Consider the following 16,010-nt stretch of genomic DNA (forward strand, 5'->3'; position numbering starts at 1 on the left):
CTAGTTTTTCTTATAGCTTACGCGGTAAATTACGTTTGCGTAATCATCGCTTACCAATAGACTGCCATCATTTAATTGTGCAAATGCAACAGGGCGTCCAAATGTCGTTTCGTCTTGCATAAAGCCGGTGATCAGTGGCGTATACTTTGTTACCTTGGCATTTTCTATAGTTGCCACTGCCACTTTATAACCGACCTTTTTAGAGCGGTTCCATGAACCGTGCTCAGCTACAAATAACTGTTGTTTATAGCTATCAGGGAACTGCTTGCCGGTATAAAAATGAATACCTAATGGCGCAACATGCGCACCTAATGCCAATGCAGGTTGAGTGTAGTCAGCAATGTTTTTGCCTTCACCAAACTCCGGATCAACAATAACGCCGCTATGCACGTATGGAAAACCAAAATGTTCTTCTTCTTTAGTGATGCGGTTTAGCTCATCGGGTGGAATATCATCCCCCATCATGTCGCGGCCATTATCGCTAAACCATAGCATTTGCGTGCTAGGGTGAAAGTCAAAGCCTACAGTATTGCGCACACCTTTGGCTAAAGTGGTTATTTCTTTGGTGTCGGTGTTTAACGAAAAAATACGACCAAACCGAGGATCTTCTTCGCAAATATTACAGGGAACACCCACCGGAATAATCAGCTCGCCGTTTGGCGCAAAGCGTAAAAACTTCCAGCCATGGTGGCGCTCTGACGGTAAATCGCTATAAAACACTTCATACTCAGGGTTTTTGAGGTGTTTATCGATATTTTTAAAACGAATAATACGGTGCACTTCACCGACATATAAGTCACCGTCTTTAATCGCTAAACCCGAGGGCATATTCAGTCCCTCTGCAATCACTATTTTTTTATCTGCAACGCCGTCGCTGTTATGATCAATCAATGCATACACATTACCCGCATTACGCGAACCTGCATACACTACACCTCGGCTTGATACTGCAATTTGCCTAGCATTTTCAACATCATCAGCAAATAAGCTGATTTCAAACCCTGGGGCAGCCGTCAGCTTGTCGAGAATATTTTTCGCCATCACTGGCGATGACATAAAGCAGAGTAACAACAGTGTGCTAAATAGTCTTTTCATTTGCCTCTCCTGTAGCCCAAAGGCTTATTAAACTTGTGCTTTGTTACCGTGATCTTCAAGCCATTGGCGGCGATCTGATGAACGCTTTTTAGCAAGTAACATATCCATCATTTCCATTGTTTGTTCTTCTTCATCAAGTGTTAGCTGCACTAAACGACGGGTATTTGGATCCATGGTTGTTTCACGCAATTGTAGCGGGTTCATTTCACCCAAGCCTTTAAAGCGTTGCACGTTTACCTTACCGCGTTTTTTCTCTGCTTCTATACGCGCTAAAATGCCCGTTTTTTCATCTTCATCAAGCGCGTAATAAACATCTTTACCAATATCAATTCTAAACAGCGGTGGCATAGCAACATACACATGCCCAGTTTTTACCAATTGTGGGAAGTGGCGCACAAATAAGGCACACAATAAAGTGGCAATGTGCAGTCCATCCGAGTCAGCATCCGCTAATATACATATTTTATTGTAACGCAGCCCTGATAAATCACTTGAATCGGGGTCAATACCCAATGCCACTGAAATATCATGCACTTCTTGAGAGGCCAAAATTTGCCCTGATTCTACTTCCCAAGTATTTAAAATTTTACCTCTTAGTGGCATGATTGCTTGGAACTCACGATCTCGCGCTTGTTTAGCTGAGCCACCCGCTGAATCACCCTCTACTAAAAACAATTCCGTGCGGTCATTATCAGCAGCACTACAATCGGTCAGTTTGCCTGGTAATGCAGGGCCTGAAGTAACACGTTTACGAACTACTTTTTTAGCCGCGCGTAAGCGACGCTGTGCATTTGAAATACACAATTCAGAAAGTAACTCTGCAGTGTCAGTGTGCTCATTTAGCCATAAGCTAAAAGCATCTTTTACGACACCCGATACAAACGCAGCACATGAACGTGATGAGAGTTTTTCTTTGGTTTGCCCTGCAAATTGTGGGTCTTGCATTTTTACCGACAATACATAACTACAACGTTCCCAAATATCATCTGGGGTGAGCTTTACACCACGTGGTAATAAGTTTCTAAATTCACAAAATTCACGCATCGCCTCTAAAAGCCCTTGGCGCAGGCCATTTACGTGGGTGCCACCTTGTGCGGTAGGAATTAAGTTTACATAACTTTCGGCTGTTGACTCACCGCCTTCAGGCATCCATACAACGGCCCAATCAGCGCCTTCAATAGAACTTGAAAATTCACCTACAAATGGGTCTTTAGGCAGTATCTCATAGCCTTTAACTGCTTCTACTAAGTAATCTTTTAAGCCGGTTTCATAAAACCACTCTTGGGTTTCTTTCGTTTGTTTATTTACAAACTTAATACGCAAACCTGGGCATAGTACCGCTTTGGCTTTTAATAAATGATTAAGCTTAGTCAGTGAAAAGTTAGCAGAATCAAAATAGCTGGTATCTGGCCAAAAGCGCACGGTAGTACCGGTATTGCGTTTACCCACTGAGCCAATAATATTTAAATCTTCAACTTTATCGCCATGCTCAAAAGCCATTCTAAATTGCTGTGCGTCACGGCGAACCGTTACTTCCACGCGGGTAGATAGCGCATTAACGACCGAGATACCTACCCCATGCAAACCACCAGAGAACTGGTAATTTTTATTTGAAAATTTACCACCTGCGTGTAATTTGGTGAATATTAGTTCAACCCCAGGAATACCTTCTTCAGGGTGAATATCTATCGGCATCCCCCGACCATCATCGCTCACTTCAAGTGAGTTATCTTCATGCAAAATGACATCAATACGCGTCGCATGCCCGGCCATTGCTTCATCAACACTGTTATCAATAACCTCTTGGCCTAAATGATTGGGGCGCGATGTGTCTGTATACATGCCTGGGCGGCGTTTTACCGGCTCTAATCCATTAAGTACTTCAATAGCTTCGGCGTTATAATTTTGTTGAGTCATAGTTTTTATCTTTATATACGCTAATATCTGATTTTAAGAAAATCGACAATGCTTGAAAAAGCTCGCTCAAAGCCATTAAAGCTATGATCGCCGCCAAATTCAATTAACTGTTTACATTGTGAGTAATACTTTATTGCGTGCTGAAAATTTAACACTTCATCCCCTGTTTGCTGTAATAAATACAACAGTTCAGGGTGTTTTAACTCTGTCACCGTTAATGCTTTTAACGCATCTATATGACGAGATTGTAATTGGTAATTATAATCTTGATACGGATTATAATTAGGCCCAAGTATAGGCTCTAATAATGTATATGGGGCAACGGCAGGATTAATTACCACCGCAGGAATTTGATAACGCTGCGATAAATACGTGGCAAAAAAGCCACCTAAGGAGCTGCCCAATAATACGGTATTCGGTGTTAATAGTTGTTCAAGCGCTATAATCGCCTCTATAGGTTCATGATTTAAGCGTGGCACACAATAATCAACATCATAGTGTGCCATAAGCTCACGAAAGCGCACAGCTTTATATGATTTTTCAGAGCTATTAAAACCGTGAATATAGATTACTCGTTTAACCATACCACGTCCGTGCGTATATGCACCTTTTGTTGCTCAGCATTTAAGTGCAGCATACGATAAGCCGCCCCTTTATCTTCTTGCTGCCAAGTAGCACTGTGCTTTGTAAACTGCACGGAACTGGCCGGTGTCGCGTAAATATCAAGCTCTCTAAATTGCTGTTGGTAGTCATTGTGAACATGCCCATGAAACAGCGCATCAACGCGGCCATTATTAACTAATAAATTTAATAGCTGCGGCCCATTTTCTAGCATGTGTTTGTCTAGGTAGCCATTAATAGGCAATGGGTTGTGATGACAAAATGCAATATGACGATTATCTGAATCGACTAAACACGCCATAATTTCCTCTAAATGCGAGGGCGTCACCCACCCAGCAGGGGTATTTCCTTTAGAATTAATTAATATCAGTTCAAACCCTTGCGCCACAATATGTTTAGCGCGTTGTATTTGCCCGCCACTAATTAAATTGAGCTGTTCAATTTCATCATGATTACCAGGCACCCAAAATACGGGGCAATCAAGGTCACTATTATGAATCAGTTCAGCAAATAATAAATAGGAATCAAAGCTGTGATCTTGGGTTAAATCGCCACCAAATATCAAGGCATCAGGCTGCTGTTTTGCTATATCTGTAAGTGCCCTAGTAAAATGTTCTGCGGTGTTAACCCCAAAATACTCGCCCTGCTTATCGCTAAAAAGGTGACAATCCGTTATATGGGCTATACGAAGCTGGGCTTGCTCAAAATAATACGTATCATCAAACCAAGCCATTATTTACATCCCAATTAAGTGTTGATTGACCTCGCTCTACACAGGCAACCAACCAATCACATAAAAAAGCATTCAACTGATACTTTTCATCTTTTTGATGCATCTTAGGATTAGGGTAGCCATAGGAAGGTTTGATTCGTTGGTGGTAATCATGATGGACAATTTCGGCTACTTTAGCATCATTATATAAGCGCACTGTTAAATACAAAGGCGAAATACCACTTACCATTCCTGATAACTGTTTAATAGATACATCAAGGGTGTACTTGGCATTGTCATCTATGTTGATGGCAAATTCACTGTGGCCCAGTTTGATTTCTCTAACACTGCCAATCGCTCGTTCACTAGGTAGTAATTTTAAAAGGCGTACGTAATTATGCTCACAAAGTGTTAAATACTTTGGAAGGCTTTGAATGTATCGATTAGTCGTTAAAAGTGCTGTCAAAATACCGCCATTACTATTAAAAAATTAAAAACTATGCCCACTTCTTACGTATTCTGTCGCGATTTAGTGCTAACCATTGCAAGCAAATTACCGTAGCCGCATTATCTATTTCACCACGATTGAGTCGCTCAAGTGCTTCGTCTAAGTGCATAATATGGGTTTTAATATCTTCACCTTCGGTTTCTAACCCATAAATGCCAGTACTCATTTGGCTTAAATCGGCGTGAGCTAAATATAAGAACAAACGCTCTGTAGTACCGCCGGGGCTTGAAAGGTAAGACAACATAAACTCAAGTTCTGTTAAATTAAGCCCAGCTTCTTCAAACGCTTCTTTTTTAACAACCGACTCGTAATCTTCACTGCCATCGGTCATGCCCGCTATACATTCTAACAGCCAAGGCGTGTGTTTGCTTTTAATTGCGCCAATTCGAATTTGTTCAATTAGCAGCACTTGCTCAGTTACTGGGTCATAAGGTAAAACTGCGACCGCATCTCCGCGTTCAAGAATTTCTCGACGAATTACCTCAGACTCTCCACCCGCAAATAAGGCATGCTTAAATTGATAAAGGTTTATTTTAAAAAAACCATCATACAAATTTTCAATTGGTTTTAATCTCACATCGTCATGGGTAAATTTAATACGACTTTTATTCGCCATCTATTCTTTCCTTTTTGAGGGTGCAAATACATCAACGTCATTTAGGTATATATTCTGTTACACTTGAGAACGTTGTTTTACTAATTTTTTTTTTAGTTATTAAGTAAAACAGGTTAACATGCTACTAGTACAAAAATTGTCTAAGGACCGAACATCACATGAAAAAGAACATCCTTGCAGCACTGGTTAGTTTATCATGCGCATTGGGCTCAACCGTAGCCAATGCTGAAGATTTACTTCAAGTTTTTGAAATCGCAACAGCCAACGATCCTACCGTTTTAAAAGCAAAAGCCCAAGCTGATGCTCAATCATACCAAAGCGATCGCGCTATGAGCGCACTATTACCGCAAATTGGCTTGACTATGAGTTACACAAAGTCTGACTCAACTTCCTTCAGACAATCTGAGGATTTATCTTCTCTTGATAAAATTAATGCTGAAAACGACGAGTTTTCTCGTGGTATTAGCTTAAGCCAAACGTTATTTGATTTAGGCGCATGGAATTCATTAGGTATAGCCGACAAACAAGCACTTCAAGCTAGTGGCCAGTACGATTTTGCTAAACAAAATTTAATAGTACGTGTGGCTGAAGGCTATTTTAACGTATTAAGCGCTATTGATAACCTTGAATTTGTACAAGCTGAAAAACGTGCCATTGAGCGCCAACTTGAACAAACTAAACAACGTTACGCTGTAGGTTTAACGGCTATTACCGATGTACATGAAGCACAAGCACAATTTGATAACTCAGTAGCGCAAGAGATCATTGCTAATAATGCGGTAGAAACAGCCCGTGAGCAGCTACGTGAGATCACTGGTAAGTACCACGCAAAGCTAGATATGTTAAACACCGAAACATTTTCTACTGTTAAGCCAAGTACGCCTGCAACGGATTTAGTTAAAATAGCGAAAGACAAAAACTTAAATCTGCAAGTATCAAAAATAACGGTTGATATCGCTAAAGAGCAAATTGAACTTGCTAAAGCAGGGCATTACCCAAAACTAACTTTAAATGCTAGTTACGGCGACTCATTAACAGATAGTGAGTTAAATGGCGACCAGCCTCGTTCAGATTCAACATCTGTTGGACTTAACTTTAGCGTACCACTTTACTCAGGTGGCGCAACGGTTGCTGCAACAGATCAAGCACGTGCATTTTACGTTGCTGCGAGCCAAGATTTTGAAACGGATTATCGCGCAGTAACTCGCTCTGTTATTACTTCTTATAACCAAGTGGTATCTGATATTGCGACCTATAAAGCGCTTGAACAAGCGGTTATTTCAGCACAAAGCGCATTAAAAGCCACGGAAGCGGGTTTTGAAGTGGGTACACGTACCATTGTTGATGTGCTCGTCAGTACGCAAAATTTATACAACGCAAAGCGTAATCTTGCTGATGTGCGTTATCGCTATGTTGTGTCAACGCTTCGTCTAAAACAAGCAACAGGCACATTAAGCCGCGAAGACTTAGTGGGTATAAACCAAGGTTTAAATACCGTTAACTAAACACACGACTTCATTATAAATAATTACTAAAGCCAGCTTTTTGCTGGCTTTTTGTATTTTTGAGCGCATAGCGTTAAACTAGCCTTTTATTTTTTAGAGAAATTTTTGTGGTCAACTCATCCCCTTTTAAAGCCTCTTTTTTAGGTCCTCGTTATTGGCTAACTTGGATTGGTGTCTTATTTTTATATCTCATTTCATGGTTACCGCAAAAACTACAATTAGCTATGGGTAAGCAGCTAGGACGCTTGGTTCATAAATATATGAAGCGCAGAAGGCATATTGCTGAAGTTAATATTAAACACTGTTTCCCCACAATGAGCGAAGCCGAGCAACAACAGCTGGTACTTAAAAATATGGAAAATACCGGTATTGCTATGGTTGAAACCGGTATGGCTTGGTGGTGGCCACAATGGCGGGTCAAAAAAGTATTGGGATCAATAAAAGGGCTTGAGCACTTTGAGCGCGTACAACAATCAGGAAAAGGCGTTTTATTACTTGTTCCACATATACTTCACCTTGAAATGACAAGTCGTGTAATGGGTTTGAAGTGCCAAGGTATTGGCTTTTACCGCCCACATAATAATCCGCTTATGGAATACTTTACCACCAATGGGCGTCTTCGCTCTAATGAATACATGGTTGGAAAAAAAGACGTAAAAGGATTATTAAAATCATTAAAAAATAAAAAACTGTGTTATTACTTACCCGATCAGGATTATGGCCGTAACCGCTGTGAGTTTGTGCCTTTTTACGCAGTACCCGATACAGCAACCACCACTGGTACACTAATGTTTGCAGGTAGTAAAAACTGCGAAACAATGAGCTTAATTGCTTATAGGGATAACAACGGAAAGTACCACTTAGAAATCGTGCCTGAGCTTGAAAACTTCCCGAGCGGCGATGATAAAGCCGATGTAACACGTGTTAATCAGCGCATGGAACAATCAATAAATGCCGCCCCTGAACAATATATGTGGCTACATAGACGCTTTAAAACACGACCCGATAAAGACGCCCCCTCTTTTTATTAAAGATGGGTTACTAAAATAACAAAGACGAGTGACAGCGATGTGGTTTTGGATTAGATATATACTTTTAGCTTTATTGTTAATTGGTGCAGCCATCTATTTTCTACTAAATGGTTCGTCGTCATTTAATTATCAACAAACCAATAACGCTGCGGCCGAAGGGTTATCGCGGTTTTATGCATCAATTCGAAATAGAGTTTCTGTCAATAAAGACAATCACAAATTTATAATTGAACTCGAAAAACCCGACCTTAGCCTTGATAGAGCGCTAAACCAACGCTCTTTTGTAGTAGAGCCTATGCCTTTAAATTGGAGCGGAGAAGTAGGGCCCGCGTCGTTTTCAACGTGATTCAACCTTGCGTACTGTACTGACCCAATACGCTAATAACGAAGGTATTACTTTAATGTGGTACTTAGACAAAGATTACGTAATAAAAGATCACTTTCGTATAGATAGCAGTTTTAACTCCGCTTTATACCGCGTTAGCCGCTCTATTAATGATGACTTTTCAAATGAAGTGTATGCGTTTTTCTGCCCTGAACAACGTGCAGCGGTTATTACCGAGCTACCGTCTGAATTTGTACGCTCAAACTGTTTAAAGCTAAGCAATTAACTACATTGGGTTTAATTTTGTTGATATGCGCTCAAATATTGCTGAGCGCATAACATTAAATTGCTCAATCTAGCCCAAATATTGCCTTCCAAACAGTGCTAACATTATTGATATTTTCACTAAACTCTTCGCGTTTAACGCAGCGACCTTGCTGGTCTAAGCTCAATACATGATAGCGTGAGCGATAGTCTATATACGCTTTAATAAGCTGCTGTTTTTGAATATCGCTGATACAGCCAATTTTAGCCGCATCAGTTAAAATTCTCACATTGTCAGAATTATCGCATAAGTGGGTAAACTCATGGGCATGTTTTAATACCAAGTATTGCGTTATAAACTCAATATCGGTCATGGCACCTACATCTTGTTTTAAGTCAAATTGCTGCGCATTGCCTTTAGCCAAATGGGCACGCATTTTTTCGCGCATTTTAATCACGTCTGCCTTTAAAGTATCTTCATCACGTTGTTGGCACAATATCTCGGCGCGAATTTGTGCAAACCGTGTTACTAATTCAGCCTGGCCTAAAATCAGCCTGGCTCTAACCAGGGCTTGATGCTCCCATGTCCATGCTTGCGTTTGCTGATAATGATTAAAGCTTTCTAGGTTAATAGCTAATAGCCCTGATGCACCTTCTGGACGCAGACGAGTATCTAACTCATATAAAATACCTGAGGCGGTACGGGTATTAAATAAATGCATTAATCGTTGTGCGAGTTTTAAATAAAACTGCCTTGAGTCAATCGCTTTATCACCATTGGTGTAGCTTGTACCATCATGGTTATGCACAAAGACTAAATCGAGATCAGAGTCATAACCCACCTCAAAACCGCCAGTTTTACCATACGCAATAACCGCAAACCCCTTGTTTTCATCATCGGTGTTAGGTGGCATACCAAAGCGTTTTACGCAGTGGTACCACGCAATATTTACAGCCTGATCGACTATAGCTTCAGCCAATGCTGTTAAGTGATCGCTTACTTTCATTACATCAATAACGCCCGTCGCATCAGCTGCGGCAATGCGTAATTGATGGGTTTGCTTAAACTGACGCAGCGCTTCCATTTGCTGCTCTAAATCGTCATGTTCAATGCGTAAAAAATACTGCCTTATTTCATCTTTATACGCAGTTAATGGGGTTGGCTTGTAAAGCACAGCTGGGTCGATAAGTTCATCGAGCAAAATGGGGTATAATGAAATATGCTCGCCAATCCATTTACTGTGGCAACAAAGTAAAACCAATTGTTTTAGCGTTCCTGGATTTTCATACAGCAACTCTAGATAAGCGGTGCGCGAAATAATTTTATTTAATATTTGGCATACCGTTGCAAAGGCGCTAGCACTGGCATTAAAGTCGTTTAACTGTTTAAGTAATGCAGGCATTAATTTATCAAGAATATCGCGCCCACGATTGCCGACTTTAGCTTTAGAAACTCGTTGTTTAAAGTCGTGTAATGGTGTTTGCCATTCATCTCTGAGCTCATTTAAAAAGCTAACATCGCCGTGATCCCAAGCACTAATAAACGCCCCTTCACAGGTATCAAGTGGTTCAGTTTCTTCGCCTATAACCTGTGTAAATTCGTTATGTATTTGGCTCATCACATGTTCTATTTTCACAAGCGTTGCAGCAAAATCGGCCTGAGCGAGCAACACATTGAGTCGCTGTTGATTTAGCTCATCATCGGGCAGTGTTTGTGTTTGTTGATCATCAAATATTTGTAGGTATTGCTCTACTTTGCGTAAGTATAAGTAATTGCTTTTTAAATCTTTAGCTTCAAGCTCATCAATAACTTGGCTTAGTGTTAACTCTTTTAATGCCATTAATAAAGATTGCGTTTGTAAGTTTGCCTCTCTGCCACCTCGCACCATTTGCAAAGCCTGAACAATAAACTCCACTTCGCGAATGCCACCACCACCTAACTTAATATTATTGGTTAAGCGCTTACGACGCACCTCTTGGGCAATCATAAGCTTCATTTTTCTTAGCGACTCAATAACCGAAAAATCAATATAACGGCGATACACAAAAGGCTTTAATAACGTATTAAACTCCTGCCAATAAATGTTAGGCGTGCCAATTAAGCGCCCTTTTAACATCGCGTAGCGCTCCCAATCACGCCCTTGCTCTTGGTAGTAATCTTCAATGGCATTAAAGCTCATTACCAACGGACCACTTTCCCCAAATGGTCGCAAACGCATATCTACACGAAAAACTTGGCCATCAACCGTACATTGATTAAGTGCTGTAATTAGCTTTTGGGCAACTTTAGTATAAAAGACAGGTGCTTCAAGCGAGCGACGCCCACCTTGGGTTTTAACATTGCGAGGATATGCAAAAATAAGATCGATATCAGATGAGTAATTGAGTTCTTGTCCACCTAGTTTACCCATTCCTAATACCATTAACGGTAACGGGTTGTTGTGCTCATCTAATGGCTCACCATTGGTTTTAGCGACATTTTTATAAGCCCATTGATTAGCACTGTCGATCAGTTTATCAGCAAGTTCACTAATATATTCAATACTATTTTCAATTGGGTTTTTGCAGCATAAATCTAAAAAAGCCACCTTTAACCAGTATTTTTCTCGGTATTGGCGCAGTAACTTATGGCACTCACTCTCTTCTATTTTAGTTATATCTAGCTGTGCAAAAGGGTCTAAAATTTCTCTATTTTTAATTTCGTGCTCACACAGTAACCAAGACAGTAGCGCAGGTTGAGAGCTTAAGCTGCGCCAAGCAAAATCACTTAACGCCAATAGCCGTATTATCTGCTGCTGGTTTTGTTGCTCTGGGTACAGCGCGGCAAAGCGTGTTTCACCGAGTTTTTGTAATTCAATAGGAAGCTGCGTGTCGTTACTCATCAATACCCTCTTTTATCTCACCAATAACCATACTAGAATGGTTAAAAACCTATCAAGGTAAATCTATTTAGGAACACCATGTCATATTTGTCATTATCTAACACTAGTTTAGTTGCGATTGCTATTAGTTTTGTGGTTATTTGTGTCATCATCATCAGTTTAAGAATTGTTACTCAAATAAAAGCAAAACAAGCACTTAAAGAAGAGTTGGCGCAGCATGATAACTTTGCAATGGGGATTAGTTTTGCCTCTGAAATATCTGTTGTTATAGCCACCATGGCGTTTTTATTTGATGAAATTAGTATTAGCACCGCACAATCAAATCCATTAAAAGTGATTTTGTTAATTGTGCTGCTCTTTTCATTTATAAAAATGGGGCATTTAATCCATCGTAAATGGATATTACGCCGCTTTAATGAGGAAGCCGCAATACTAAAGCAAAACGTCTGTGCTGCGCTGGTTGACTCGGGGATGCTTATTGCCAATTGTATTTTAGCGCTGGGTTTATATACATGGACACATACTCAGGGGTTTAGTAATTTATTAATTGCCTCAGTAAGCTTTTTTGTGTTGCAAGGAATGTTTGCTTTGGACAGTAAAATACGTGAATACCGCTTTGCTGAAGCAAATCAAGGCGCCTCATTGCAAAGTAATTTTGGCTTAGAAAATACCTCTATTGGTATTCGCTATGCGGGTAAGTCAATTGGATTAGCACTTGCGGCGTATGCTGGTTTATCTAGTGCGGCATTTCAAAATGGTAAAATGGTAGAAAACTTATTTACCTTGGTAATGCATTGCGGTGTGATGTGGCTGTTACTATACTGTTTAACGTATATTATAAAAATTATTTCAATGCCTAATATCGACACCGCACTTGAGGTTGATCATCAAGATAATATTGGTATTGCGTGTATTGAATTTGCTGTATTTTGTGCTATTGGTTACTTACTTATAAGTATGTTTTCAATTTAGTACCAAACTGGTTAAATTAAGCCGTTACTAAACGTCCCTATTTAATAGTCTGGTAAATTAACAGGGACTTTAGGCATATGGAAATAAAAACAGCGAGTTATCTCTTAATTGATATAGGCAACGAATTTAGCCATTCATTAAACACTATATAAATACAAATGTTCCAGCTAAAAAAGACATCGTTATCGCTGGGGCTAATACCCAAAAACTGGTTAAAATGATATTTGATGAACTCGTTAAAGGTTATTGCTATTGCGATATTGAAAACGAAATAAGCATTTCTGAGCTGGCCAGCTACCTACACGAACACCACAATATTCTGAGGGTACTGTTTAACCAAACAGACTACTTGCTCGCCGATGATACACAGCGCTTTATTTATAACTCACGGCATGAAAAACGCTATATGGTTATTCAAACAGATCAAGGCTATGAAATTAAGCTCATAAAAGATGAATGCCATTCAAACCATTTATCGTGTGATACAGACACAGCTCAAACTGCACAAGAGTTAACAGCGCTTTTAACCCCCGAACATGAAAAATAAATAATTGCACCCAAGCCTTTGCTTACTTACCATAGAGGGATATAACTTCTTATGTAAAAAAGTGATTTGCCATGCGAGTGCCCCATATTTATCAATCATCACCGATTGCTCTCAACACCCCTTTAAATCTTGACGATGACGCTGCAGGCCATGTAGGTCGTGTGCTACGTATGAAAGTGGGCGAACAGGTTTCTATGTTTAATGGTGAAGGGGGTGAATTTCTCAGTGAAATTATTGAAGTGAGTAAAAAAACCGTGGTTGTTATGCCCCTCGAATTTAATCCTCATGACGTTGAATCGCCATTAAAGATTCATTTAGGCCAGTGTGTATCTCGTGGTGATAAAATGGATTTTACCATTCAAAAGTCGGTTGAATTAGGGATCACTGAAATAACACCTATTTTTAGCCAGCGATGCGGCGTAAAACTCAGTGGCGACCGCCTAGAAAAAAAACACCAGCAATGGCAAAAAATAGCCATTGCTGCTGCAGAGCAGTCCGGGCGCAACTTTGTACCAACCATTAATCCTCCCGTAGATTTAAAACACTGGCTTGAACAGCAAACCGATGCAATTAAATTAACCTTACACCCGCGCGCCGAGCACAGCATTAAAACCATTACTGTTCCTGATGGTGGCGTGCGATTTTTAGTGGGCCCTGAAGGGGGATTTACCGATGATGAAATGGCGCAAACTAAACAACAAGAATTTGTAGATATTCGCTTAGGTCCGCGAGTACTTCGCACAGAAACAGCAGCGTTAACCGTTTTAAGTGCACTGCAATTACAATTTGGCGATTTAGCTAATTGAAATAACTAAAAGCACCCACATATCAAGATTACAGTTGTAAAAAACACATAAATTAAGGCACAGCGCATGGCAATTAAGTTAGGTATTATTTCAGATCCTATTAGTGGATTTAATATTAAAAAAGACACCGGTTTTGCAATGATGATGCAAGCACAAACCCGTGGCTACGAAATTTACTACATGGAAATGGATGATTTATCGCTGCGTCAAGGCAATGCCTACGCCACTGCAGCCAAAGCTCAAGTTTTTGATAACGCTCAAAAGTGGTACCAACTTGAAGAAAAAGAAACCATAGCGCTGGCTGATTTAGACGTTATTTTAATGCGTAAAGATCCGCCTTTTGATACTGAATATATTTACGCAACGTATATTTTAGAGCGTGCAGAGCAAGCAGGCACATTAGTGATTAATAAACCACAAAGCTTGCGCGACGCCAATGAAAAACTCTTTACAGCTTGGTTTAGTGAACACACGCCAGATACATTAGTAACGCGCAGCCAAAAACAAATCCGTGAGTTTTTAGCCCAGCATAAAGATATTATTTTAAAACCGCTTGATGGCATGGGTGGCGCCTCTATTTTTAGAGTAAAAGCCGATGATGCTAATATAGGCGTAATATGCGAAACCTTAACCGAGCATGGTAGCCGCTTTGCCATGGCGCAAAATTATATCCCAGAGATCACTCAAGGCGATAAGCGCGTATTGGTTGTTGATGGTGAAGTGATTCCTTATTGCTTAGCGCGTATTCCACAAAATGGCGAAACACGCGGTAATTTAGCCGCAGGCGGTCGTGGCGAAGCACGCCCAATTAGCGAATCAGATCTTAAGATTGCAAAGGCGGTCGCCCCTACTTTGAAAGAAAAAGGCTTAATATTTGTAGGTTTAGATATTATTGGTGATAAGTTAACTGAGATTAACGTAACAGCGCCAACCTGCGTAAAAGAAATTGAAGCCGCTTACGATATTTCAATTACCGGCATTTTATTTGACGCCATAGAGAAAAAGCTTAATAAATAAATTATCACTGAACCACCTCTAAGATATAAAGCGATGACGCTTATTGTGTCATCGCTGAAAACTCGAATAAATTTTTAGTGTTAAAACATGGGACTATGCCATACTCAAGATTCAATAACTAAAAGGGTAAAACTTATGCAGTCATTAGAAAATCACTTTTTAATCGCAATGCCATCAATGCAAGACCCTTTTTTTAAACGTGCCGTCACTTATATTTGTGAACACAACGAAGAAGGCGCTATGGGATTGGTGATCAATCAGCCGATTGATGTCACCGTAGGTGAGTTACTCGACAAAATTGATATTGATAACGATAAATCTCAACATGCTGCGCAAGTGACTGTGTTTGCTGGCGGGCCGGTAAAAACAGACCGTGGCTTTGTGCTACATTCACCTAAACCTGGGTACTCGGCAAGCCAAAAGTTGAGCAGTGATATTATGATCACCACCTCAAAAGATGTGTTAGCCACGTTAACCACAGCCCAAGCACCCGAACAATTTATTATTACTTTAGGCTACTCCGGTTGGGAACAAGGTCAATTAGAGCAAGAGCTACTAGATAATAGCTGGCTGATCATTAAAGCCGATCCTAAGATAATTTTTGATACTCCAGTAGAAAAACGCTGGGAAATGGCAGTCTCTATGCTTGGTTTTGATATTGGCCAATTAAGCCCCGAAGCCGGACATGCGTAATAACATAAAAGATAAACATGACTAAAAAAACAGTAAAGCCGCAAGGTGAGCGTACAGTTATGGGATTTGATTTTGGTACCAAGAGTATTGGTATAGCTATTGGTCAAGAGCTCACAGGCAGCGCTACCAGCTTAAAAGCGGTGAAAGCCCAAGATGGCATTCCTAATTGGGATGACATTGCAGTGCAAGTAAAAGAGTGGCAACCCGATTTAATGGTTGTCGGGTTACCGCTAAACATGGATGGCACCTCACAAGAGGTTACCTTTAAAGCTAAAAAGTTTGCTAATCGTTTGCACAACCATTACGGCATTGCAGTTCATACTCAAGATGAGCGCTTAACGACTGCAGATGCAAAGGCACGGTTGTTTGAACGTGGTGGCTATAAAAATTTAGGTAAAGGTAACGTAGATAATATGTCTGCGGTGATCATTCTAGAGAGTTTTTTTGAAGCCAGTTATGGTGAATAAAGCACTTAACCCACATAAAAAAAGCGCCTAAG

14 protein-coding genes and 2 pseudogenes are annotated in these 16,010 nt (G+C 40.3%); 9 read left to right on the top strand and 7 right to left on the bottom strand.

Annotated elements, in window-relative coordinates:
* The 6 genes from LOC50_RS11235 to LOC50_RS11260 are packed head-to-tail and all read right to left on the bottom strand — an operon-like array spanning window position 1 to window position 5,469.
* Window positions 1-1,095, bottom strand: coding sequence for a PQQ-dependent sugar dehydrogenase (locus tag LOC50_RS11235; RefSeq protein WP_250653235.1), 1,095 nt, complete (start codon window positions 1,093-1,095; stop codon window positions 1-3).
* A gap of 27 nt (window positions 1,096-1,122) precedes the next feature.
* Window positions 1,123-3,012, bottom strand: a complete 1,890-nt coding sequence (parE, locus tag LOC50_RS11240) for a DNA topoisomerase IV subunit B (protein ID WP_008110594.1) — start codon at window positions 3,010-3,012, stop codon at window positions 1,123-1,125.
* Between the two features lie 20 nt (window positions 3,013-3,032).
* Window positions 3,033-3,596: a YqiA/YcfP family alpha/beta fold hydrolase gene (locus LOC50_RS11245; RefSeq protein ID WP_248473776.1), complete on the bottom strand. Its 564-nt coding sequence runs from the start codon at window positions 3,594-3,596 to the stop codon at window positions 3,033-3,035.
* Window positions 3,581-4,366 (bottom strand): metallophosphoesterase, encoded by a 786-nt coding sequence (locus LOC50_RS11250; RefSeq protein WP_248473775.1) that lies wholly within the window; start codon window positions 4,364-4,366, stop codon window positions 3,581-3,583. Before LOC50_RS11250 ends, LOC50_RS11245 begins: the two co-directional genes overlap by 16 nt.
* Window positions 4,353-4,811, bottom strand: a complete 459-nt coding sequence (locus tag LOC50_RS11255) for a DUF1249 domain-containing protein (RefSeq protein ID WP_250653236.1) — start codon at window positions 4,809-4,811, stop codon at window positions 4,353-4,355. The genes LOC50_RS11250 and LOC50_RS11255 overlap by 14 nt, the downstream gene beginning before the upstream one ends.
* Window positions 4,812-4,842: 31 nt before the next feature.
* A complete protein-coding gene (locus tag LOC50_RS11260; protein WP_250653237.1) occupies window positions 4,843-5,469 on the bottom strand; it encodes an NUDIX domain-containing protein in 627 nt (208 codons plus the stop codon).
* 158 nt (window positions 5,470-5,627) lie between these two features.
* On the opposite strand from LOC50_RS11260, the gene tolC reads away from it, so the two are divergent.
* The 3 genes and pseudogenes from tolC to LOC50_RS11275 all read left to right on the top strand — a co-directional run bounded on the left by tolC (window position 5,628) and on the right by LOC50_RS11275 (window position 8,616).
* Window positions 5,628-6,974, top strand: a complete 1,347-nt coding sequence (gene tolC, locus LOC50_RS11265; protein WP_248473772.1) for an outer membrane channel protein TolC — start codon at window positions 5,628-5,630, stop codon at window positions 6,972-6,974.
* 107 nt (window positions 6,975-7,081) lie between these two features.
* A complete protein-coding gene (lpxL, locus tag LOC50_RS11270; RefSeq protein ID WP_250653238.1) occupies window positions 7,082-8,005 on the top strand; it encodes an LpxL/LpxP family Kdo(2)-lipid IV(A) lauroyl/palmitoleoyl acyltransferase in 924 nt (307 codons plus the stop codon).
* 37 nt (window positions 8,006-8,042) lie between these two features.
* Window positions 8,043-8,616 (top strand): annotated as a pseudogene (locus LOC50_RS11275) (toxin co-regulated pilus biosynthesis Q family protein).
* Between the two features lie 64 nt (window positions 8,617-8,680).
* Here the strand turns inward: LOC50_RS11275 and glnE are convergent.
* Complete coding sequence (gene glnE, locus LOC50_RS11280) at window positions 8,681-11,476, bottom strand: bifunctional [glutamate--ammonia ligase]-adenylyl-L-tyrosine phosphorylase/[glutamate--ammonia-ligase] adenylyltransferase (protein WP_036980179.1); 2,796 nt, start codon at window positions 11,474-11,476, stop codon at window positions 8,681-8,683.
* A 78-nt stretch (window positions 11,477-11,554) separates the two neighbouring features.
* Here glnE and LOC50_RS11285 point away from each other — a divergent pair, with 78 nt between their 5' ends.
* The 6 genes and pseudogenes from LOC50_RS11285 to ruvX all read left to right on the top strand — a co-directional run bounded on the left by LOC50_RS11285 (window position 11,555) and on the right by ruvX (window position 15,978).
* A complete protein-coding gene (locus LOC50_RS11285; protein WP_036980180.1) occupies window positions 11,555-12,448 on the top strand; it encodes a DUF350 domain-containing protein in 894 nt (297 codons plus the stop codon).
* Window positions 12,449-12,525: 77 nt separating this feature from the next.
* Window positions 12,526-12,995, top strand: a pseudogene (locus LOC50_RS11290) (hypothetical protein).
* 71 nt (window positions 12,996-13,066) lie between these two features.
* Window positions 13,067-13,801 carry a 16S rRNA (uracil(1498)-N(3))-methyltransferase gene (rsmE, locus tag LOC50_RS11295; protein ID WP_069439861.1) on the top strand — a complete coding sequence of 245 codons (735 nt, stop codon included), beginning with the start codon at window positions 13,067-13,069 and terminating at the stop codon, window positions 13,799-13,801.
* Between the two features lie 66 nt (window positions 13,802-13,867).
* On the top strand, window positions 13,868-14,818 hold the full coding sequence (gene gshB / locus LOC50_RS11300) for a glutathione synthase (protein WP_013465847.1): 951 nt from the start codon (window positions 13,868-13,870) through the stop codon (window positions 14,816-14,818).
* Between the two features lie 135 nt (window positions 14,819-14,953).
* Entirely contained in the window at window positions 14,954-15,511 is a 558-nt protein-coding gene (locus tag LOC50_RS11305) for a YqgE/AlgH family protein (RefSeq protein ID WP_013465848.1), read from the top strand.
* A gap of 17 nt (window positions 15,512-15,528) precedes the next feature.
* Window positions 15,529-15,978, top strand: coding sequence for a Holliday junction resolvase RuvX (ruvX, locus tag LOC50_RS11310; RefSeq protein WP_013465849.1), 450 nt, complete (start codon window positions 15,529-15,531; stop codon window positions 15,976-15,978).
* Window positions 15,979-16,010 lie beyond the last annotated feature (32 nt).

It is taken from the genome of Pseudoalteromonas sp. SCSIO 43095, from assembly GCF_023650455.1.
Taxonomy (GTDB): Bacteria; Pseudomonadota; Gammaproteobacteria; order Enterobacterales; family Alteromonadaceae; genus Pseudoalteromonas; species Pseudoalteromonas tetraodonis.

Coding starts and splice junctions, on each gene's coding strand:
- rsmE (WP_069439861.1), top strand. CDS start 13,067: ATGCGAGTGCCCCATATTTATCAATCATCACCGATTGCTCTCAACACC.
- LOC50_RS11305 (WP_013465848.1), top strand. CDS start 14,954: ATGCAGTCATTAGAAAATCACTTTTTAATCGCAATGCCATCAATGCAA.
- LOC50_RS11285 (WP_036980180.1), top strand. CDS start 11,555: ATGTCATATTTGTCATTATCTAACACTAGTTTAGTTGCGATTGCTATT.
- LOC50_RS11245 (WP_248473776.1), bottom strand. CDS start 3,596: ATGGTTAAACGAGTAATCTATATTCACGGTTTTAATAGCTCTGAAAAA.
- parE (WP_008110594.1), bottom strand. CDS start 3,012: ATGACTCAACAAAATTATAACGCCGAAGCTATTGAAGTACTTAATGGA.
- LOC50_RS11235 (WP_250653235.1), bottom strand. CDS start 1,095: ATGAAAAGACTATTTAGCACACTGTTGTTACTCTGCTTTATGTCATCG.
- tolC (WP_248473772.1), top strand. CDS start 5,628: ATGAAAAAGAACATCCTTGCAGCACTGGTTAGTTTATCATGCGCATTG.
- ruvX (WP_013465849.1), top strand. CDS start 15,529: ATGACTAAAAAAACAGTAAAGCCGCAAGGTGAGCGTACAGTTATGGGA.
- LOC50_RS11250 (WP_248473775.1), bottom strand. CDS start 4,366: ATGGCTTGGTTTGATGATACGTATTATTTTGAGCAAGCCCAGCTTCGT.
- glnE (WP_036980179.1), bottom strand. CDS start 11,476: ATGAGTAACGACACGCAGCTTCCTATTGAATTACAAAAACTCGGTGAA.
- LOC50_RS11260 (WP_250653237.1), bottom strand. CDS start 5,469: ATGGCGAATAAAAGTCGTATTAAATTTACCCATGACGATGTGAGATTA.
- gshB (WP_013465847.1), top strand. CDS start 13,868: ATGGCAATTAAGTTAGGTATTATTTCAGATCCTATTAGTGGATTTAAT.